Below are 19,774 nucleotides of genomic sequence, written 5' to 3' on the forward strand. Positions count from 1 at the left end.
ATGATATGCGCGCTGTCGTCATCGTCCCGGTCCTGAAAAAGACCGGCAGACAGAATGCAGACATCATTGCCGCGACCTCGACGCGCAGCGACGAAAGCCGGCTGGAAGAGACGATCGGGCTTGCGCTCGCCATCGATCTCGAAGTCGTGCACGGCATGATCGTGCCCGTCGCCCAGCCAAAGCCGGGAACGCTGCTCGGCAGTGGCAAGATCGAAGAAATCGGGCATCTGCTCAGCGAGCACAATGCCGGGCTCGTCATCATTGATCATCCGCTGACGCCGGTTCAGCAGCGCAATCTGGAAAAGGAATGGAACTGCAAGGTCATCGACCGGACCGGTCTCATTCTCGAAATCTTCGGCCGCCGCGCTTCCACCAAGGAAGGCACGCTGCAGGTCGAGCTTGCGCATCTGAACTATCAGAAGGGCCGTCTGGTTCGCAGCTGGACCCACTTGGAACGCCAGCGCGGTGGCGCCGGTTTCATGGGTGGTCCGGGTGAAACCCAGATCGAGGCCGACCGCCGGCTGCTGCAGGAAAAGATCGTCAAGCTCGAGAAGGAGCTGGAGCAGGTGCGCCGCACCCGTCAGCTTCACCGCGCCAAACGCAAGAAAGTGCCGCATCCAATCGTGGCGCTTGTCGGCTACACCAATGCCGGTAAATCAACGCTGTTCAACCGTATCACTGGTGCGGGCGTTCTCGCCGAAGACATGCTGTTTGCCACGCTCGACCCGACGCTACGCCGGATGAAGCTGCCGCATGGGCGCATGGTCATGCTGTCCGACACCGTCGGCTTCATCTCCGACCTGCCGACCCATCTGGTCGCCGCCTTCCGCGCGACGCTGGAAGAGGTGCTGGAAGCCGACCTGATCCTGCATGTGCGCGATCTTGCCGATCCCGACAATCAGGTTCAGTCGCAGGACGTCCTACGCATCCTCACCGATCTCGGTATCGATGACAAGGCCCGTTCCGAACGCATCATCGAGATCTGGAACAAGATCGACCTGTTGGATGCCGACGCGCATGAAAGCCTCGTGCAGAAAGCCGAAAACAGCGAAAATACGGTTGCTGTTTCCGCCGTTACGGGCGAGGGCGTCGATCACCTTCTCGAGGAGATCAACAAGTGGTTGTCCGGGGTCCTGATGGAATGCAATGTCGTGCTGCCAGCCAACAAGCTGCAGCTGCTGTCGTGGGTCTATGAACACACGATGGTCGATGGCCGGGAAGACCTGGAAGACGGTTCCGTCAGTCTTGATCTGCGCATGACGCCAAGCGAATCTGAAGAGCTGGATCGTCGTCTCGGAAATGGCCCGAAAGCCGCCGCGCAGGACTGGTAGGCCTGAAATGCGCATTGACGTAACGGCATGCCGTTACGTCAATGTATCGCAGCGTGTTACGTCAGCTGCCGCTCGATTGCTTTGGCGGCCTGCCAGAGATCTTCCATCCGCTCCAGCGTGGCTTCTTCCAGCGTTTCTCCATGAGCGTCCAGTTCCGTCTCGATATGCGCGAAACGGCGGCGGAACTTGGTGTTGGTGCCGCGCAGCGCCATTTCGGGGTCGGCGCCAACATGGCGGCCGATATTGACGACGGCGAAGATCAGGTCGCCGAGTTCGTCCGCAACCTTTGCCTTGTCATTGGATGCCAGCGCCTCGCGCAGTTCGGCGATCTCTTCCTCGATCTTGTCGAGAATGGGTTCGGGCGAAGACCAGTCGAAGCCGACCTTGGCTGCGCGTTCCTGTAATTTCAGTGCTTCGACCAATGCCGGAAAGCTGCGCTGGACGGAGCCGAGATGTCCCTTGTTGACATCCTCCGGCAGTCCGCGCTTTGCCCGCCGCTCGCGGCGCTCGGTTTTTTCCGCCTGCTTGATCTCGTCCCACTGCAGTTTGACGGCCTGCGGCGTGTCGGCATCGGAGCGTGCAAAGACATGCGGATGGCGCCGGATCATCTTTCGGGTGATCGCTTCCACCACATCGCCAAAGGCGAAATCGCCGGCTTCCTCAGCCATGCGGGCGTGAAAAACCACCTGCAGCAGCAGATCGCCGAGTTCGTCGCAGAGATCGTCCATATCGGCGCGCTCGATGGCGTCGGCAACCTCATAGGCTTCTTCCAGCGTGTAGGGCTTGATGGTCTCGAAGGTCTGGACGATGTCCCAAGGGCAGCCGGTTTCCGGCTGGCGCAAGGCTTCCATGATGTCGAGCAGGCGGGTGATATCCTTGGAGGGCTGCATGGGGCTCAATTCAGTGGAATGGCGTTGTCGTCCTTGCCGGACTGGTAGGCATCGGAGAGGGCTTGATAGCGTTGACGGATGCGCTGGTCCTGCGCCCGAAGGGCTGCTTTGTCGGCTTCCTTTGATGTCGCCACCAGATCGGCAATCGATGCCGAGTGCCAGAAGGCGTTGGTCTTGGCATAACCGCCGGGATCGAGCCGGAAAACTTCTTTGAGGATTTTTAGGTCGTGCGGAATCGAGAACGCGTCGCGCGAATCCTCGTGACTGAAGAAATAGTAGAAATTGTCGAAACCCGCCCAGGTAATGGCCGAAAGGCACATCGAACAGGGTTCATGGGTGGAGAGGAAGATCAGGTCCTTGGTATCGGGCTTTTCGGCGCGCTCGTAAAAGCGCTTCAGTGCATGCACTTCGCCATGCCAGAGCGGATTTTCCGTCTCGTTGTTGGTCTCTGCGATCACCAGCGACAGGTCCGATTTGCGCAGGATCGCCGCACCAAAAATTTTGTTTCCGGCAGCCACGCCTTTCTCCGTCAGAGGGAGGATGTCCGTTTCAATGACGGTCTGCAGGCGGCCTGCAAGGTCGGAATTCTTCATCAACGCATGGCTCCGGTCTATGTCAAAGACGGCATTTAACGGATATCGGCCGGGATAGGCAATGCCGCATAGCCGTTCGCGTCAGATGTTGCAACAGGCCCCTGGCCGGTGATATTTGCTCAATTTATGCTGAAGTCGAGCAAAAGAATATCCGCCTGCAAAGGCATCGGAATTTCTGTTTCTTCAATTTTCACCGTATAAAAGAGATATTCCGCAGAACCTGTAACAGGATCAGATTCCCACGTTATGACCGAGCAACTGACCGTCTTTCCGGCCTTCTTCCGCGTTGCGCAGAAATGCGTGGCGGTTTTCGGCAATGGTGACGAGGCCTTCGCCAAGGTCCGGCTGCTCTTGAACACGCAGGCGCGGATTGTCGCCTATGCAGATGAGCCGGAAGCTGATTTCGCCGCTTTCCTGTCGTCCAATACGGTCGAACTGGTGAGTAAGCGTTTCGAGGCCAATCAGGTCGATGGCGCGACACTGGTGTTTGCTGCCACCGGTGACGCCGCGCAGGATCGCCTCATTGTTGCGGCAGCTCGCGCCCAGAAAATTCCAGCCAATGCGGTCGATCAACCGGAATTCTGCGACTTCCTGACGCCCGCGCTTGTCAACCGCGCGCCTGTCGCAGTCGCCATCGGCACGGAGGGCGCAGGGCCTGTGCTCGCCCAGATGATCCGCGCGCAGATCGATCAGCTGCTTTCCCCGTCTCTTGGTGCGCTCGCGTCGCTGGCGCAGGCCTATCGCGACACCGCCGACCGTGTTCTGCCGCGTGGGGTCTCCCGCCGTGTTTTCTGGCGCCGCTTCTTCTCCGGCCCTGTTGCCGATCACGTGTCGCTTGGGAATGTCGCAGAGGCCCGCCGTGAAGCGTCCCGGCTGTTGCAATCGGTCGATCGTGTCCCCGGCCATGTCTGGCTGGTTGGCGCTGGGCCCGGGGCCGAAGACCTTTTGACCTTGCGCGCCCAGCGCGTGATGATGGAAACCGATGTCATCGTCTATGATGCGCTGGTGCCGCAGGCGATCGTCGATATGGGCCGCCGCGATGCCGAGCGCCTTTCGGTCGGCAAGCGTAAGGGCTGCCATTCGAAATCGCAGGACGAGATCAACCAGCTTCTGGTACGCCTTGGCCAGGACGGCAAGCGCGTCGTGCGGCTGAAATCGGGTGATCCGCTGGTCTATGGCCGCGCCGGCGAAGAAATGGCGGCGTTGCGCGAAGCCGGTATCACCTATGAGATCGTGCCCGGCATCACCTCGGCTTTTGCCGCTGCGGCCGATTTCGAACTGCCGCTGACGCTGCGCGGGGTCGCATCCTCGCTGATCTTCACCACCGGCCACGATCTGACCGGCGATGTCCTGCCGGATTGGGGCCGTCTTGCCATTTCCGGCGCCACCATTGCCGTCTATATGGGCCGCACGGTTGCAGCCTCTGTGGCGGCGCGCCTGATCGAGGCTGGTCTGCCGGCGGAAACCACGGTTGCCGTCATCGAGAATGCCAGCCGCGCAGAGCGCAAGCTGCTGCACGGCACGCTCAAGGACTTGCCGGACCTGCAGTATCGCGACGAGCTGGATGGCCCGGTCATGGTGATCATTGGTGACGCGGTCGCTGGCGCGAATTTCGAGCGCTCGCAGCCGCTGGTGAAGGGCAAAACGATCGGCACCACCGCTCGCGCGAACATGCTGCACAAACAGACTGACGAAGTGAGGAACTGACATGGCCGACAAGGTATTGACCGCAAACCGCCTGTCCGACGGCATTTCCGTCTGGCTTGATGCCTCCGGTAACTGGGTGGAATCGCTGCAGGATGCGTTTGTCGCCCGCCACGCCGAGGCGGTCACCGCTCTGGAAGCAACCGGCAAGGCCGCCTTTGCCGACAACAAGGTGGTTGACGTGAATGTCATTGATATTGAAGAAGTGGAAGGCGTGCTGCGGCCGCTGCGTATGCGCGAGCGTGTTCGTGCCGAAGGCCCGACGATCGACTACGCGCCTGGATACAAGGGCCTGACTGGCCCCGTGCACGCGGCTTAAGGAAAAGAAGACCGATGTACCGTTACGACGAATTCGACCATGCCTTTGTTGCCGACCGCGTTGCCCAGTTTCGCGATCAGGTGACGCGCCGCCTCTCTGGCGAGCTTGCCGAAGATGCCTTCAAGCCGCTGCGGCTGATGAATGGCGTCTATCTGCAGCTTCACGCCTATATGCTGCGCGTTGCCATTCCCTATGGCACGCTGAACAGCAACCAGATGCGCATGCTTGCCCATATCGCCCGCAAATACGATCGCGGCTATGGCCATTTCACCACGCGCCAGAACATCCAGTACAACTGGCCGAAACTCTCGGACACGCCGGATATCCTGGCGGAGCTCGCCTCGGTCGAGATGCACGCCATCCAGACATCCGGCAACTGTATTCGCAACGTCACCGCCGACCATTTTGCCGGTGCCGCTGCCGACGAGGTTGCCGATCCGCGCCCCTACGCGGAAATTCTGCGCCAGTGGTCTTCCGTTCACCCGGAATTCTCGTTCCTGCCGCGCAAGTTCAAGATCGCTGTCACCGGCGCCGAACGCGACCGCGCGGCCATTCAGGTACATGATATCGGCCTGCATCTGAAGAAGAACGACAAGGGCGAGATCGGCTTTGCCGTCTATGTCGGCGGCGGGCAGGGGCGTACCCCGATGATTGCCAAGAAAATCCGCGATTTCCTGCCGGAAGCAGACCTTCTGTCCTACACGACGGCGGTCATGCGCGTGTACAACCTGCACGGCCGCCGCGACAACAAGTACAAGGCGCGCATCAAGATCCTCGTCCACGAAACCGGCGTGGAAAATCTCACCGGCCAGGTTGAGCAGGAGTTCCTGCAGCTGAAGAACACCGAGCTGAAACTGCCGGAAGCCGATATCCAGGCCATCACCAGCTATTTCACGCTGCCGCCGCTTGGCGATCGTCCAGAAGGCTGGGAAAATCTGGCTGGATGGAAGAAGGCCGATCCGGAATTCGCCCGCTGGGTGCAGCATAATGTCCAGCCGCACAAGCATCCGGACTATGGCATGGTGACGGTATCGCTAAAACCGATCGGCGGCATTCCGGGCGATGCAAGCGACAGCCAGATGGATGCGATCGCCGATCTGGCGCAGGAATACGCATTCGATGAAATCCGCATCAGCCATGAGCAGAACATCATCTTGCCGCATGTGGCGCTGGCGGATCTGGAAGCGCTCTATCGCGGTCTCGTCTCGATTGGTCTTGCGACCGCCAATGCCGGTCTGATTACCGATATCATTGCCTGTCCCGGCTTGGATTATTGCGCGCTGGCCAATGCGCGCTCGATCCCGCTTTCGCAGGAAATCTCCACCCGTTTCGGCAATCCCGACCGTCAGGCCGAGATCGGCGAGCTGAAGATCAAGATTTCCGGCTGCATCAATGCTTGCGGCCACCACCATGTCGGCCATATCGGCCTTTTGGGCGTGGAAAAGAAGGGCGCCGAGCTCTACCAGATCACGCTGGGCGGTTCCGGCGACGAGAATACCTCGATCGGCGAGATCATCGGCCGTGGTTTCGAGCCCGAAAAGGTCACGGATGCGATCGAGACGATCGTCAATACCTATCTCGGTCTGCGCAAGGATGCGTCGGAAATCTTCCTCGACGCCTATCGCCGGGTCGGGCCGCAGCCCTTCAAGGATGCGCTCTACGGCGGCAATGCCCAGGAAGCGGCCTGAGGTTCAAGGACAAGCATATGACACAGATCTGGAAAGAAACCGGCTTCGTGACCGACGACCCGTGGATTGTCGAGACGGAAGAGGTCAAGGCCGGCTCGAACGAGAAAGTCATTCTCGGGATTGATGCCTTTGTTGAAAAGGCATCGTCCGGCGATAGCGGGCTTGGCGTTTTGATCAACCCGGCCGACGATATCACGCGGCTGCAGCCGTTCCTGGAACAGGTGTCGCTGATCGCCGTGGCATTCCCGGCGTTCAACGACGGCCGGGCGTTTAGCCACGCGTCTTTGCTGCGCGTTCGTCTTCATTACGGCAAGGAAATCCGGGCCGTTGGCGATGTGCTGATTGACCAGGTGCCGCTGATGCTGCGTTGCGGTGTCGACAGTTTCGCCGTCAGCAACGAAACGGCTCTGAAGCGCCTGTCAGAAGGCCGGCTTCCGGGGATCGATAATCACTATCAGCCGACGGCAAAACCATCGGCGGATGCGAAATCCTACAGCTGGCGGCGGGTTTCCTAAGGCCGCGACACACTGAAGCACGCATCAATTCGCAAAAGGCGCTATAATTGGAACGGAATTGCTTCCAAACCAGCGCATTTTGGACTATCCGCTGATACCTGAAAGCATTACTCATCATTACAGGACCTGACGCCGAAATGAATGCTCCTGCCAAGATCGAAGAATTTGCCGCAACCGTGCCCGCTGGCGTGTTCGCCGAAACGGTGACGAAAGTCACGCATTATACGGACCGGCTGTTCAGCTTCCGTATGACGCGTCCGACCGAGTTTCGTTTCCGCTCGGGCGAATTCGCCATGATCGGCCTGATGGTCGATGGCAAGCCGATCTACCGCGCCTATTCGATCGCCAGCCCGGCCTGGGACGAAGAGCTCGAATTCTTCTCGATCAAGGTGCCGGATGGCCCACTGACCTCGCATCTGCAGGGTATCAAGCCCGGCGATCAGGTGCTGATGCGCAAGAAGCCGACGGGCACGCTGGTGCTCGACGCACTGACGCCCGGCAAGCGCCTTTATATGTTCTCGACCGGGACCGGCATCGCACCGTTTGCCAGCCTGATCCGCGATCCGGAAACTTTCGAAAAATTCGAGGAAGTCATCCTCACGCACACGACGCGCGATGTGGCCGAGCTGAAATACGGTTTCGACCTGATCGAGGAAATCCGCAATCACGAGTTCCTCTCCGAACTCGTCGGCGACAAGCTGCGCCACTATGCGACGGTCACCCGCGAGGATTATCTGTTCAAGGGCCGCATCACCAATCTGATGCGCGACGGCAAGATGTTCTCCGACCTTAGCCTGCCGGCGTTCGATCCGGCCGTCGACCGCGGCATGATCTGCGGCTCGACCGAGATGCTGAAGGAAACCAAGGAAATTCTCGAAGCCGCCGGTTTGCATGAGGGCTCCAACAACAAGCCCGGCGAGTTCGTCATCGAACGCGCATTCGTCGGCTGAGGCTGAAGTTACAAGGGACATGGAAAAAGCGGCTTTCAGGCCGCTTTTTTTGTTGGCACGAAAGCCCTCAGGGCAGGGTGATTGCGCCTCGCCCAGATGATCCATCAGATTTCCCATCGCGGTCACGACTGTCGATCGATCCAGTCGGTTGAGTTACACTTGATAGCAAGCTATCCAGCAGAGACATCGGTGTCGGAATTCTCAGTAAAGGATTGACAAAAAAAAGAGGCCGGATACTCGCTGATCCGGCCTCCATCCTTATGGTTTTAAAGATTTTTAAAGAAGGAAATAGCCTTTTTGCATGGCGATTTGATCATCGAGGTGGATGGCAAAATCCGCTTTTCCATCGCCGTTCACGTCACCGTATATATAGGTGTCGGATGCAGATGACGCATATCGGAGTTCGCCAGCCTTGCCACTGAAAGCACTGGAGTTGATGAACGAGAATGCCTGATCGCCAGCAATTTTTGTATTGGCGTCAATGCGGGATAGGTCGATCCTGTCGCCCTGAGAAGCTAGAAAATCGAAGATACTGTCCCGCCCCGTTGCCGCGAGCGTGGACTCATTGGTTGCCGAGAAGATGAACCGGTCAGCTCCCCCGCCGCCGTACAGATCGTCGGCGCCAATGCCACCGACCAGCAGGTCATTTCCGGCTGCTCCGCTCAGCAGATCGTTGCCTGCACTACCGGACAGGGTATTGGCTTTGGCATCGCCGTAGAGACTGTCTGCATAGCTCGATCCGGTCAGATTTTCGATCGATGAATACACGTCTCCCTTGGCATCATTGGTGTTCACATTGGGTCTGCCGAGATGTGCGGTCACGCCTTTTGTGGCGCCGGCGTAGCTGGCAGTATCTGTGCCTGCGCCACCGTTGAGCCTGTCGGCACCAATGCCGCCGACCAGAATGTCGTTACCCGCATCCCCGTTCAGCACGTCATTTCCGGCTGCTCCATTTAGCAGATCGTCGCCCGCATCACCTAACAAGATATTGATGCTTGCATCGCCGTAGAGCTTGTCCGCATAGCTCGATCCGGTCAGGTTTTCGATCGATGAATACACGTCTCCCTTGGCATCATTGGTGTTCGCCGTGGATGTGGCAAGATTGGCTACTACGCCTGTCGTGGCGCGGGTGTAGCTGGCAGTATCTATGCCTGCGCCACCATTGAGCCTGTCGGCACCAATGCCGCCGACCAGCATGTCGTTACCTGCGTCTCCGTTCAGAATGTCGTTGCCTGCAGCGCCGGATAGGGTGTTGACACCAGCATTGCCGGAAAGCCTGTCTGCATAGCTGGATCCCGTCAGGTTTTCGATTGACGAATAGATGTCTCCCTTGGCGTCATTGGTGTTCGCCGTGGATGTGGCAAGATTGGCGACCACGCCTGTCGTAGCGCCGGCGTAGCTGGCAGTATCCGTGCCCGTACCACCGTTGAGCTTGTCGGCACCGACGCCGCCGACCAGAAAGTCGTTGCCTGCGTCCCCGTTTAGGATGTCGTTGCCACCATTGCCATAAAGCACATTGGCAACCTGGTTGCCGGTGATCTTGTCGTTACCTGAACCGCCTTTCACGTCCTCGATCAATGACGCCGTGTTGCCTTGAAAGAGCAGCGCATTGAAGATATTGCCGCGCGCAAAGCCATCATTCGGTCCTCCACCCAGGAAAGACAGTTGATCGGCACTGAACTTCGAATATCCACCTGGGCGCAGGTCGATCTGCAACGCTGTTTTGTAGGCGGTGAGATCAAACGTATCGCGGCCGCCGCCATCCCATATCGTGGCGAAAATACGGTTTCCGCCGGCGTCGATCGCTACCTTACCATCGACGAATGTGTTGCCGCTGGTCGGCGTCCATTTATAGACCGTATTGCCGCTGTTGGTGGTGTAATCGGCGCCGTACATATGCTGAAGCGCTGCAATGTCGGCCATCATGAAGGTCTGCGGTGCGCCGAATTTTTCATAGCGGTAGCCAGTGGCCGTATCGCCAATGAAACCATTATACGTCATGACCGTATATTCTACAGAGTCATATTGGGCGGGCGTCTTGCCGAAAGTATCCGTCTCGTGCCCGTGTTTGAGGCCAAGTGCATGACCAAGTTCATGGATTAAGGTGTGCCAGGCGTAATTGCCGGCCTCCGGGGTACGGTAATCGTTAGCGGTGCCAGCGTAACCTGTGCCAAACCAGGTGTCGCCAGCTTTTTCCCAGGTGCCCGGATAGTAGGCATAAGCAGTTTCCGGTGTGTCCGATTGGGCAAAACGAAGAGTTGAAGTGCTTGCGGCGCCAGCCGAGAAATCCAAATTCGTGAACCCCTCCACCGAGAAGCCGTCATTCGCGGCAGAGCCAAAAGACTTCTCCATGGCAAAAAGCGCGGCGTTTTTCTGGGCTGTCGAAACGGTCGTGAAATTGTTTGAAGTCTCTTCTGTATAGGAATAGTCACTGGTCAGCGTGGGGAACGCGTAGGTTACCGAGGTGCCACCCCAAGCGTAGGTGGAGATGACGCTGTCGATGAGTTGATCACCTGTAGCCGTAATCGTCTTTGTCGTTTTGTTGATGCCAGTCATGGTTTACCCTTCTTACGATAAAGAATAGAAAGCTAAAATAAGAAAATTGTCTGAAAAACTACCGCGTCAGTGACGTAGCCAAAAAGCACTATAGTATCAATGGCACGTATAACTTTCTTAAAACTGAAGAGGCATTGATATGCTGGTTGAATTTCGCAGGCAATGGACGCTCGTTGCCGCTTTTTGGACGATCGCAGGTTGTTTTAGCGGAACCGTTCTGGCCGCGCAAACGCCAAAAGGAACGGGCGGAATCATGACGCCTGCGCCGGATTCCGAGGCCGCCGTCCAGTCTGAATATGACGGCGTCACCCGAAAGGGCACGCGCGAAGCCTATGAGCGCTTCATCCGCCGTCACCCTGAACATCCGCTTGCGCAAAAGGCACGCGACGTACTTGCGAAGGGCACGTTGCGATAGGCGTGAGTTGCCTTTTTGCCTCTCCCGCTGCCCGGCGAGATTTCCCCGCAATCACAGAAGCTGGTGCCTGCGAATAAAGCCCGCCGCAAAATCGTAACTTCTACAATAGCAGTTGACGAAGCTTGAGGTCCTTGCCAGTCTTGCTTTGGGGCTCCGCTGCTGCGGAATTGGTGGGGGAAACTGCGTGCGTGCGGGTGCTGTTCTTGTCTGGTCGTTGATGGGATTTGCGGGGCTCTTGGTCGTGCCTGCGGTCAGTCACACCAATGCGGGCACCACGTTTTCACTGATGGCATCGTCCATGGCTTTTACCGGCATGGCGCTGGCACTGCTCATGGCAACCCGTCCGCCGTTCGTCGAGCGCCTTTTCGGCGGCCTTGACCGGATTTACCAGACACATCGCCGGGTCGGCATCACGGTGCTTGTGCTGATCCTCGTGCACTATGTCATCACGCCGGATTTCAAGGGCCTGTCGCTGACCGGCGGGCTGAATAAGCTGGCGGCACAGGCGGGGGAATACGCCTTCTATGCCTTGGTGCTGCTGCTGCTCTTGAGCATCATCAAGATCATTCCGAAGACAAGGATCGAGATACCCTACCATTTTTGGCGCCTGACACACCGTTTCATAGGCCTACTGTTCATCATGGTCGCCTTCCACCAGACGTTCATCAAGCGGCCTTATGACGGCACCGCCATGCTGGCGACCTATCTCAACATTTTTGCCATAATCGGCACGTTGAGCTACATCTACACCCAGCTTTTTCCCTGGCTGCGCACCCGGACCTACGCGGTCTTCGATGTGAAGCGCCACGAGGGTGCCACGATCATTTCGGCCCGGCCGGTACGGCGTCCGCTGCGCGCCAAGCCCGGCCAGTTCGGGTTCTTCCGGGTCAACAAGCCGGGCCTGCGCGAGCCGCATCCGTTTACGATTGCCGGCATGGATGACGACGGCGTCGTCCGTTTTGCGATCAAGCCTCTGGGTGACTATACCAAGGCCTTGCGCGAACGCATCGCGGTCGGCGACCGTCTCAAGCTGGAGGGTGGTTATGGCCATTTCAACCATCGCCGGGGCGGCAAGAAACAGATATGGCTCGCCGGCGGCATTGGTGTTACGCCGTTTCTGGCAATGGCGGGGCGCCTGAAGGGGGATGAGGGCCAGGACATTCATCTGGTCTACTGTGTGCGCGATCGCAGCGAGGCAATCGGTCTCGACACGTTCGAATTGCAGGCGGAAAAACTATCAAATTTCAGTTTCACTTTGCATGATTCCAAAACCGACGGACGGCTCGATGCGGCAAAGCTTACGGCATCGAGCGCTGTCGATCCAACCGGTGCAGACCTCTGGTTCTGTGGACCGCCATTGTTGAGAAAAGTCATTGAAAAAGGACTGAAGGACCTCGGAAAGAACCCCAAGCGGGTCGAGTTCGAGCAGTTCGAGTTCCGGTAATGCATTGCCTATTGGTCGTTTGAGAAAGCAAGGAGAACAAGCCATGCGCATGTTCGATCAACTGTCCGGGAAAATCATCCTTGGCCTGCGCCTGCCGCGCTGCATTTTGGCGATGGCAGCGACAGTGCTGGCGGTGATCCACTGTCCGGCCGCAGCATCGGCCCGCGATGCCTTTGCTGACGATGCCTATGCGACCTACAAGGCCAACACCGAAAATGGCAAATATCTGTTCAACGCCTCCGGTTGCAGCGCCTGCCACGGATCAGTCAGGAATACCGAGGTCCTGTCCGGCGGACTGGAGATGGATACGGCGATCGGAAAATTCTATGCGCCGAACATTTCGCCCCATGCCAATGGTATCGGCGGCTGGACCAATGCCCAGTTTCTCAACGCCGTCATGCAGGGGATCGACCGGAAGGGCAACAATCTCTATCCGGTCATGCCCTACACCGCCTATGGTGGCATGAAGCCGGAGGACGTGCTCGACATCAAGGGCTATATCGACACGCTGATAGGTTCCGATGCGGTGTCGCAGGAACACGAGATCGCTTTCCCCTATAGCCGCCAGACGACAATTACGCTGTGGAAGCGCAGTCATTTCAACGTGCCGGAATATCAGTCGCGCGAAGAAACCCAGATGGAGCGCGGACGCTATCTCGTCGAAAACGTCGGTGGCTGCGGCGATTGCCACACGCCGCGCACCACCACCTACGGTCTCGATCTGGACAACGCCTATACCGGCGAAAAAGGCCTGACCGGCGCGGTCGCCCCTGATATTTCCAGGGCGCGGATGGCAGGCCTTGCATCGCCGGAGGCGTTTACCGTCGGGCTGATCGACGAAGGCAAGAAGCTTTCGGGCGCGCCCTTGACCGATCCAGTGATGCGCGAGATCGCCCACGGATTGTCGGCGCTGACCGAGAAGGACCGTACTGCGATTTATGCCTTTCTGTCCGACCGCGAGGTCAAGCCGCCACAACCGGTGGCGCAATCGGCAACGGCAGTCTGCAAGGAAAGCACGCCCGCATCCGCTTTGGCGGGTGACAGTGCCGGTTTGGCGATGCAGGCCGATGCCTTCATCGGCAAATATTGCCGAAACTGTCACGGTCCGGGCGAGAGCTCGCAAGGATCCTACCCGGCCGGTGACCTCAGCACCATTGCGGCCGACGCCGCCTTCGTGGTTCCGGGCGATGCGGCGAAATCGCGTCTGTTCACATCGGTCACCAGCGGCCGCATGCCGCTCGGCAAGCGGCCGACTGCGGAAGAAGTCAAGAGCCTCGAGGACTGGATCAATTCTCTCAAGCAATCGGACCTGCCGCAGACCGCAGCCAGCAAGCCCGCTCGCACCCGTCCGATGCTGTCCTACCGGGATTTCGTCGAGGCCGGGCTGAAGGACATTTCCAAGGTCAACGATCTCGACCGCCAATACATGCGCTACTTCTCCTATCGCAACCAATACAATGGCATGATGGGCTGCGAAGAGGACAAGACCTTTATGAAGCGCATGGACGTTCTGGCCGGCGGCTTCAAGAAGCTCCTGAACTCGCTCTCCTATGGTCCGAAGCTCGTCTTGCCGCAGGAGGTCGAAGGCACCAACGGACTGATGGTCCGGGTCGATCTGCGCGACCTGCAATGGTCGGCGGACGACTATAATTTCCTGATTTCGCAATATTTCTACGGCGTCGATCCCGGCAGCGATGCGTCGCTTCTGGCGCTGACCAAGGAGACCGACACCGTCCTGCCGATCATGCGCATCGACTGGTTCATGGCCAATGCTGCCAAGCCGAAGATCTACAATCAGCTGATGAAGCTGCCGACGCATATTCGCGAACTGGAACAGCGGTTCCAGATCAACGTCGACGATAATATCCGCCGCCGACAGGTGCTTCGTGCGGGCTTTGCCGACGGCTCGTCCGGTGTTTCCGATCATAATCGCATGCTGGAACGCCACGAAATGCCGTTCGGCGGTTACTATTGGAAATCCTATGATTTCGGCGGGGATGTCGGCCGCCAGGTGCTGAAGCGTTTTCCGCAGGGGCCAAAGGAACTGGAGCCTTTCGATAGCGGGCTGACGGCTTTCGAACATGATGGCGGTGAAATGATCTTCTCGCTGCCGAACGGGCTGCAGGGCTATTACCTGTCGACGGCGGCGGGCAAGCAGCTGGATATCGGCCCGACGTCGATCGTCTCCTTCCGCAAGCGGCCGATCGGCAAGGGCGTGGAGATCATCAACGCCCGCTCGTGCTTCGATTGCCACGCCAACGGCATCCTGTCGAAAAGGGACCAATTGCGCGAGCACATCCAGACATCGACGTTGTTCAACAAGGATCAGCAGGCCATCCTGCTCGACATGTATGTGCCGCAGGAAGAGCTTGATGCAGCCTATAACAAGGATCGGCAGCGTTTCGTCGAGGCGCTGGTCAAGCTCGGAGTGACAGAACCGACGCCGGATGGCAGCGCCCAGAGCATGCAGGCGCCGGGTAATGCCGAACTCGTCACCTATTTCGGCGACAAATATGAGGATGAACTCGATTTCGATGCGCTGGCGGCCGAATTCGATATGACACCGTCCGAGCTTTCCTCGGCGATCAAGCGGGTGGAGGATGTCGATACGCTGCGGCTTGGCATCGATTGGGTGACGACGCTGGAAGCGGGCGCAACTATCCCGCGCGCCGAAGTCGAACAGCAGTTTCCGTTGCTTTTGCATCCGTTGATGCAATTGAAGCCGCTCGATACGACCACCGTGCATGTAGTGGCGATCAATACGAGCCATGATGTGGCGGGTCAGGCCGCGCAGCAGAATTATGTCAAGCCCGAGACGGTCGCAGCCGCAACCCCTGCCTATCGTCAGGAACAGCCTGCCGGTAACAACAAGCTCGAACTGGCGCTGCACGTCGCGACGACCACCGCGAAAGTCGGCGATCAATTGTCGTTCGAGCTGAGCTCCAACAAGGCCTGCGAACTGCAGATCCTCTATGTCGAGGAGACCGGTAATGTCGAGGTCATTCCCGATGAAATGATCGGAAGCACGGTGCTGCAGGCAGGGGAAAAGCGGCAGATCCCGCAACCAGGTACCGGCAACCTGACGTTCGATACGCCGGCACCGGCCGAAACGATGATCGCCTATTGCCGCGAGGGCGGACTGGGTGACCAGAAACTTTCGGTCGAACGGGCGCGCCAGCTGGTCGCACAATCTCATTTGCCGCCAACGCGTGGACTGGCGATCAACCTCGCAAAGAAGGCGCAAGATGACAACGGTGCAAGCGGCCTGCAGGTGGTAACGTTCGAGATCAGGCAATAGCCAAGAGGCCGGCGGCGAAGTGTCGTCGGCCTCCTGACAGATCATTTGGAATGGCATGGGAAGACGTGTGATGACGTTGAGGGTTTTGGCTGCGGCATCGCTGCTGGCGTTTTTGTTTGCGGGGACGGCTTCGGCGGCGTGTGATGCCCTGATACAGGTCGCCGACGCCACCAATGCCGGAAACGAGGCGCTGGCGAAACAGATTGCCGGCCGGCCGAAGCCCGGTTGCACGGCTGACGACAAGGCAATGATCAGCCGCGTGGCGGCGCTCGCATCCTTCAACCGGATCGTCGGTGCCGTCGGGAAGGGCGCCAATCTGGCGGATTTCGAGAAGGAGCTGGAGACGATCCGCACCAGCAATTCAGCGCCTTGGCAAGTTTATGACGCGCTCGGCGATATCAACCGGGATCGCCGGGACTATGAGGCGGCCGCGCGCTACTATCAATTGGCGCTGGAGGATGCCGCCAACGCGGTGCTGACACCTCAATGGATGGCCCCGGATGCGGCCTACATCGTCCGGCTGGATCATATGGCGACCGAGATGCGGCTTGCCGCACCCAGGCCGGTAAAGCTCACCGTGCGCGGCGCCTGCAAGATCAGCTATCGCGGTGTGTCGCTGAAGAAGAAATCGATGCCGGTACGCTATATCTTCGGCACGGCGGAGTTTACCCCGGAAGGGCTGGAATCGGCCAAGGACCTGTCCGAGTGCCTGAAATCGGTCAAACCCAAGGCGATTACCCTGATCGGCCATACGGATCCGGTAGGCACGGCTGATGCGAATCGTACACTTTCTCTGGAACGCGCCGATGCTCTGGCGGAGTATCTCGTAGCCGAAGGCTACGCAGGCCAATGGAAAACGGTCGGCAAGGGCGAGGACGAACCGTTCAAGGCCGACGATGCCAGTGCCTATGACGAGGAGACGCTGAACCAGATGAACCGGCGCGTCGAAGTCGATGTGGAGAACTGAATGATGCTGCGCCGCTTGGCTCTTGCCCTCCTGATTTCCGCAGCGCCGCTCGGTGCCGTATCGGCAAAAACCTTTGCTCTGGTCATCGGCATCGATGCCTATCCCCACGAAGTCAGTCTGGATGGCGCGGTCAAGGATGCGAAGGACGTGGAGGGCGCCCTGCGGCGGGCGGGCGTCGATCAGATAACAGCGTTCTTTGATGCGGCTGCCCGCAAGGACGATATTCGCGCGGCCTGGGCTGGCTTTGTCAGTACTGCCGTCAAGGGCGATACGATCATCTTCACCTATGCAGGGCACGGTGCCCAGATGCCGGAACTTGTTGCCGGTGATGAGGCCGATGGGCTCGACGAGTTCCTGCAATTGCCTGGCTTCGACCGCAGCCGCGCTGCGGAAACGGAACACGAGATCATTGTCGATAACGAGTTGAACGCTTGGTTTTCCGAAGCCGAAGCCAAGGGCGTGCAGGTTCTGTTTGTCTCCGACAGTTGCTACTCCGGCGGCATGAGCCGGTCCTTTTCCGGCAAGACGCGTCTTGCCCAAGCCGTCACGGTCAAGCTGGCGCCGCCGTCTGAAGAGGCCGTGTCCGGTGCTGCCGTAAAGGAAGCGCAGTTCCGCAACGTGACGGTGCTTGCTGCTTCGCTGGAGAGCCAGCCGTCACCCGAGGTCATCATCGACGGCGAGCCGCGTGGTGCCTTGAGCTGGAGTTTTGCCCGTGCCGTGGAAGGATCTGCGGACCGCAATGGTGACGGCCGCCTTTCCCGGGTGGAGCTGGAAGACTATGTCTTCGCCAATGTGAAGAACCAGTCCGAGGCGTTGCAGGTCCCGAATTTTACGCCGCAACTGCCGCGATCCGAGGATGAGGTGGTTATGCCGCTGACCCGGAGTGCAGCGGTTGCCACTGAGCCGGGCGCGAAAAAGACCTATCAATCCGTTCGCGGAACCGGCTGGGATGGCAAGCTTGCGCTGTCGGTCGAGGGCTCGGATGCCGTGCCGGACAATACCGGCGGAACGGGCGTACCCTACCGCTGGGACGCCGCCAGTGGCATCTTTTTTACACCGAATGGTGACGTTGCCGGTGAGCATATCGACGCCGGTATGATCCAAGCGGTCGTCAACAAGTTTATTCTGCTCGATTTTCTGAAATTGATGGCGAGCCAGAACCCGGGCACCGTGTCCCTGACGCCGCAGAAGGATATCTATGCCGCTGGTGACAAGATTTCCTTCCATGCCCCAGCGTCAGGCTACAAGAACATGGTGGTGTTCAATCTTGCCAATACCGGCCAGGTGCAGCTGCTGGACGTCCAGTCGGAGGGTACAGCGGGTGTCGCCTTCAAGCTCAGCAATCTGCAAGTCGTCGAACCCTTCGGCGCCGACCATCTGATCGTCATTTCCACCAATGAACCCATCGATGCGATTGGCGCGGCCTTGGCCAGCAAGAACGTCGATGCGGCGGTCGTGTTGCAGCTTTTGTCCACCCGTATCGACGGGACCGATACCAGCGTGGCGATCCAGCCGCTCTACACCCGGGAAAAATTGTGATGACCGCTTTGCGAACCATTGCCATCGCCACACTAGGGTGCCTGGCCTCATTGGGCGCGGCAACGGCGGAAGACCGGGCGCTGGTAATCGGTATCGGGACCTATGAGAACCTGCCGCAGGATATGTTTCTGCATGGCCCGAAAAACGACGTGAAGGCAATCGAGGCGCTTCTGACGGGGATGCTGCAATTCAAACCTGAAGCAATCCGGGTTCTGACTGACGAGAAGGCAACCCGGCAGGCGATGCTATCCTCGATGGACGAATGGCTGGTTGCCGGAACCGCGCCCGGAGACCGGGTCTACCTCTATTTCTCCGGCCATGGCCTGCAGGTCAAGGATGTCAGTGGCGATGAGGAGGATGGAATGGACGAGGCCATTTCGACCTATGACATCAAGGCCGGCGACGACGACTGGACGAACGTCATCCTCGACGACGACCTTGAGGCGGTGCTGGAGAAATTGAAGGGCAGGGCGGTGACGCTGGTCATCGATGCTTGTCATTCGGGCACGATTTCCCGGTCATTGTCGCCACAGGCGGTGTCAGGCTTGAACGGTGCGCGCTATCTGCCGCGCCCGTTTGCCCAGACTGGAAAGCAGCCGGTAACCCGGGGATTGCGCATCGATCTCGGTGTCGTCGATAAACCGGCGCAGTTGACGGCGGGCGGGCTGACGGCCTGGAGTGCCGCTGCGGCCTACCAAGTGGCGTGGGATGATGTCCGCCTGCCGATCGAGAAGCGGCACGGCGTTTTTACATCCGCTTACATAGCCGGCTACACACCGCGCGAATCTGATGCGAATGGCAATGGTCTCATCAGCAATGCCGAGCTTTTCGAATACGTAACCCGGAAATCGAAAGAGTATTGCGCGACGCTGGACGACTGCGACAATCTCGATCCACAGCTGGAAAGCGTGCCGGAGGTGCTGGGAACCAGTGTCGCCGAGCCGGAGCCAGACAGGGCTGAACAGGCGGCGCATCAACCTTCAAACAAGCCGGAGCCGGTGTACCAGGAGGCCAAGGTCGAGGCAGGCGGTGCACCGGCATATGTCGATGCCGATCCCATCGCAGCGGTCGGAGACATCGTGGGCAAGGCGGATACAGGCGAGGTCACGGTTTCGCTGGATACCGGTCCGAAGCTGAGGAAGGGGAAAGCCTTCAAGATTTCGGTCACCAGCAAATATGCGGGAAATCTCGTCCTTCTCGATGTGAACGGCGATGGCATGGCGACGCAGATTTTTCCGAACGATATGGCGCAGAAAATCACGCCGCTGTCGGCCGGTTCGGCATTGACCATACCGGACGACTATTACGGCTTCGATTTCGAGGCTGATGGCAACGGCGAGAATATGCTGGTTGCCATCGTCGTCAGCGATGCGGTGGATTTGAAGGACGTTGCACCGCCGGCGCAGGGCCTAAATGCCGAACTCGATGCCCGTCAGTCCCTCAGTGAGATCGTCGTCAAGCTTCAGAAGGCTTGGACTGGAGATACCGAAAACCGCGCCGTGCAGTGGTCGCTAGGAACTTTGAAATATACCGTGGAGTAATCCTCGCGAGTAGAGCCGGAAAGC

15 protein-coding genes are annotated in these 19,774 nt (G+C 58.8%); 12 read left to right on the forward strand and 3 right to left on the reverse strand.

Annotated elements, in window-relative coordinates:
* Positions 1-5: 5 nt before the first annotated feature.
* Positions 6-1,331 carry a GTPase HflX gene (gene hflX, locus ACQY8Q_RS21950; protein ID WP_428428491.1) on the forward strand — a complete coding sequence of 442 codons (1,326 nt, stop codon included), beginning with the start codon at positions 6-8 and terminating at the stop codon, positions 1,329-1,331.
* Between the two features lie 56 nt (positions 1,332-1,387).
* Here the strand turns inward: hflX and mazG are convergent, their stop codons facing one another.
* Together mazG and ACQY8Q_RS21960 are read right to left on the reverse strand one after the other, a co-directional pair.
* On the reverse strand, positions 1,388-2,221 hold the full coding sequence (gene mazG / locus ACQY8Q_RS21955; protein WP_428428493.1) for a nucleoside triphosphate pyrophosphohydrolase: 834 nt from the start codon (positions 2,219-2,221) through the stop codon (positions 1,388-1,390).
* 5 nt (positions 2,222-2,226) lie between these two features.
* Entirely contained in the window at positions 2,227-2,814 is a 588-nt protein-coding gene (locus ACQY8Q_RS21960; protein WP_428428494.1) for a nucleoside deaminase, read from the reverse strand.
* Between the two features lie 246 nt (positions 2,815-3,060).
* On the opposite strand from ACQY8Q_RS21960, the gene cysG reads away from it, so the two are divergent.
* The 5 genes from cysG to ACQY8Q_RS21985 all read left to right on the forward strand — a co-directional run bounded on the left by cysG (position 3,061) and on the right by ACQY8Q_RS21985 (position 7,990).
* The gene (cysG, locus tag ACQY8Q_RS21965; protein ID WP_428428496.1) at positions 3,061-4,521 is read left to right on the forward strand and encodes a siroheme synthase CysG; all 1,461 of its coding nucleotides are present in this window, start codon (positions 3,061-3,063) and stop codon (positions 4,519-4,521) included.
* Position 4,522: 1 nt separating this feature from the next.
* A complete protein-coding gene (locus ACQY8Q_RS21970) occupies positions 4,523-4,837 on the forward strand; it encodes a DUF2849 domain-containing protein (RefSeq protein ID WP_113315683.1) in 315 nt (104 codons plus the stop codon).
* Between the two features lie 14 nt (positions 4,838-4,851).
* Positions 4,852-6,525, forward strand: a complete 1,674-nt coding sequence (locus ACQY8Q_RS21975) for a nitrite/sulfite reductase (RefSeq protein WP_428428498.1) — start codon at positions 4,852-4,854, stop codon at positions 6,523-6,525.
* A 17-nt stretch (positions 6,526-6,542) separates the two neighbouring features.
* Positions 6,543-7,040, forward strand: a complete 498-nt coding sequence (locus tag ACQY8Q_RS21980) for a DUF934 domain-containing protein (RefSeq protein WP_428428500.1) — start codon at positions 6,543-6,545, stop codon at positions 7,038-7,040.
* A 137-nt stretch (positions 7,041-7,177) separates the two neighbouring features.
* Entirely contained in the window at positions 7,178-7,990 is an 813-nt protein-coding gene (locus ACQY8Q_RS21985) for a ferredoxin--NADP reductase (protein WP_428428501.1), read from the forward strand.
* Positions 7,991-8,266: 276 nt separating this feature from the next.
* Here ACQY8Q_RS21985 and ACQY8Q_RS21990 read toward each other — a convergent pair whose 3' ends face one another.
* Entirely contained in the window at positions 8,267-10,546 is a 2,280-nt protein-coding gene (locus ACQY8Q_RS21990; RefSeq protein WP_428428502.1) for a M10 family metallopeptidase C-terminal domain-containing protein, read from the reverse strand.
* Between the two features lie 253 nt (positions 10,547-10,799).
* Here ACQY8Q_RS21990 and ACQY8Q_RS21995 point away from each other — a divergent pair, with 253 nt between their 5' ends.
* From ACQY8Q_RS21995 to ACQY8Q_RS22020, 6 genes are all read left to right on the forward strand, one after another.
* Positions 10,800-10,961, forward strand: coding sequence for a hypothetical protein (locus tag ACQY8Q_RS21995; RefSeq protein WP_428428504.1), 162 nt, complete (start codon positions 10,800-10,802; stop codon positions 10,959-10,961).
* A gap of 184 nt (positions 10,962-11,145) precedes the next feature.
* Positions 11,146-12,405, forward strand: a complete 1,260-nt coding sequence (locus tag ACQY8Q_RS22000) for a ferredoxin reductase family protein (RefSeq protein WP_428428505.1) — start codon at positions 11,146-11,148, stop codon at positions 12,403-12,405.
* 43 nt (positions 12,406-12,448) lie between these two features.
* On the forward strand, positions 12,449-15,703 hold the full coding sequence (locus tag ACQY8Q_RS22005; RefSeq protein ID WP_428428506.1) for a c-type cytochrome: 3,255 nt from the start codon (positions 12,449-12,451) through the stop codon (positions 15,701-15,703).
* A 70-nt stretch (positions 15,704-15,773) separates the two neighbouring features.
* Positions 15,774-16,670: an OmpA family protein gene (locus tag ACQY8Q_RS22010; RefSeq protein WP_428428508.1), complete on the forward strand. Its 897-nt coding sequence runs from the start codon at positions 15,774-15,776 to the stop codon at positions 16,668-16,670.
* Positions 16,671-18,209 carry a caspase family protein gene (locus tag ACQY8Q_RS22015; RefSeq protein ID WP_428428510.1) on the forward strand — a complete coding sequence of 513 codons (1,539 nt, stop codon included), beginning with the start codon at positions 16,671-16,673 and terminating at the stop codon, positions 18,207-18,209.
* The gene (locus ACQY8Q_RS22020) at positions 18,209-19,750 is read left to right on the forward strand and encodes a caspase family protein (RefSeq protein ID WP_428428511.1); all 1,542 of its coding nucleotides are present in this window, start codon (positions 18,209-18,211) and stop codon (positions 19,748-19,750) included. Before ACQY8Q_RS22015 ends, ACQY8Q_RS22020 begins: the two co-directional genes overlap by 1 nt.
* Positions 19,751-19,774 lie beyond the last annotated feature (24 nt).

Source organism: Pararhizobium sp. (genome assembly GCF_965279435.1).
Taxonomy (GTDB): Bacteria; Pseudomonadota; Alphaproteobacteria; order Rhizobiales; family Rhizobiaceae; genus Pararhizobium.

Coding starts and splice junctions, on each gene's coding strand:
- ACQY8Q_RS21995 (WP_428428504.1), top strand. CDS start 10,800: ATGACGCCTGCGCCGGATTCCGAGGCCGCCGTCCAGTCTGAATATGAC.
- mazG (WP_428428493.1), bottom strand. CDS start 2,221: ATGCAGCCCTCCAAGGATATCACCCGCCTGCTCGACATCATGGAAGCC.
- ACQY8Q_RS22020 (WP_428428511.1), top strand. CDS start 18,209: ATGACCGCTTTGCGAACCATTGCCATCGCCACACTAGGGTGCCTGGCC.
- ACQY8Q_RS21960 (WP_428428494.1), bottom strand. CDS start 2,814: ATGAAGAATTCCGACCTTGCAGGCCGCCTGCAGACCGTCATTGAAACG.
- ACQY8Q_RS22015 (WP_428428510.1), top strand. CDS start 16,671: ATGATGCTGCGCCGCTTGGCTCTTGCCCTCCTGATTTCCGCAGCGCCG.
- ACQY8Q_RS22005 (WP_428428506.1), top strand. CDS start 12,449: ATGCGCATGTTCGATCAACTGTCCGGGAAAATCATCCTTGGCCTGCGC.
- ACQY8Q_RS21975 (WP_428428498.1), top strand. CDS start 4,852: ATGTACCGTTACGACGAATTCGACCATGCCTTTGTTGCCGACCGCGTT.
- ACQY8Q_RS21970 (WP_113315683.1), top strand. CDS start 4,523: ATGGCCGACAAGGTATTGACCGCAAACCGCCTGTCCGACGGCATTTCC.
- ACQY8Q_RS21980 (WP_428428500.1), top strand. CDS start 6,543: ATGACACAGATCTGGAAAGAAACCGGCTTCGTGACCGACGACCCGTGG.
- ACQY8Q_RS22010 (WP_428428508.1), top strand. CDS start 15,774: ATGACGTTGAGGGTTTTGGCTGCGGCATCGCTGCTGGCGTTTTTGTTT.
- ACQY8Q_RS21985 (WP_428428501.1), top strand. CDS start 7,178: ATGAATGCTCCTGCCAAGATCGAAGAATTTGCCGCAACCGTGCCCGCT.
- hflX (WP_428428491.1), top strand. CDS start 6: ATGCGCGCTGTCGTCATCGTCCCGGTCCTGAAAAAGACCGGCAGACAG.
- ACQY8Q_RS21990 (WP_428428502.1), bottom strand. CDS start 10,546: ATGACTGGCATCAACAAAACGACAAAGACGATTACGGCTACAGGTGAT.
- cysG (WP_428428496.1), top strand. CDS start 3,061: ATGACCGAGCAACTGACCGTCTTTCCGGCCTTCTTCCGCGTTGCGCAG.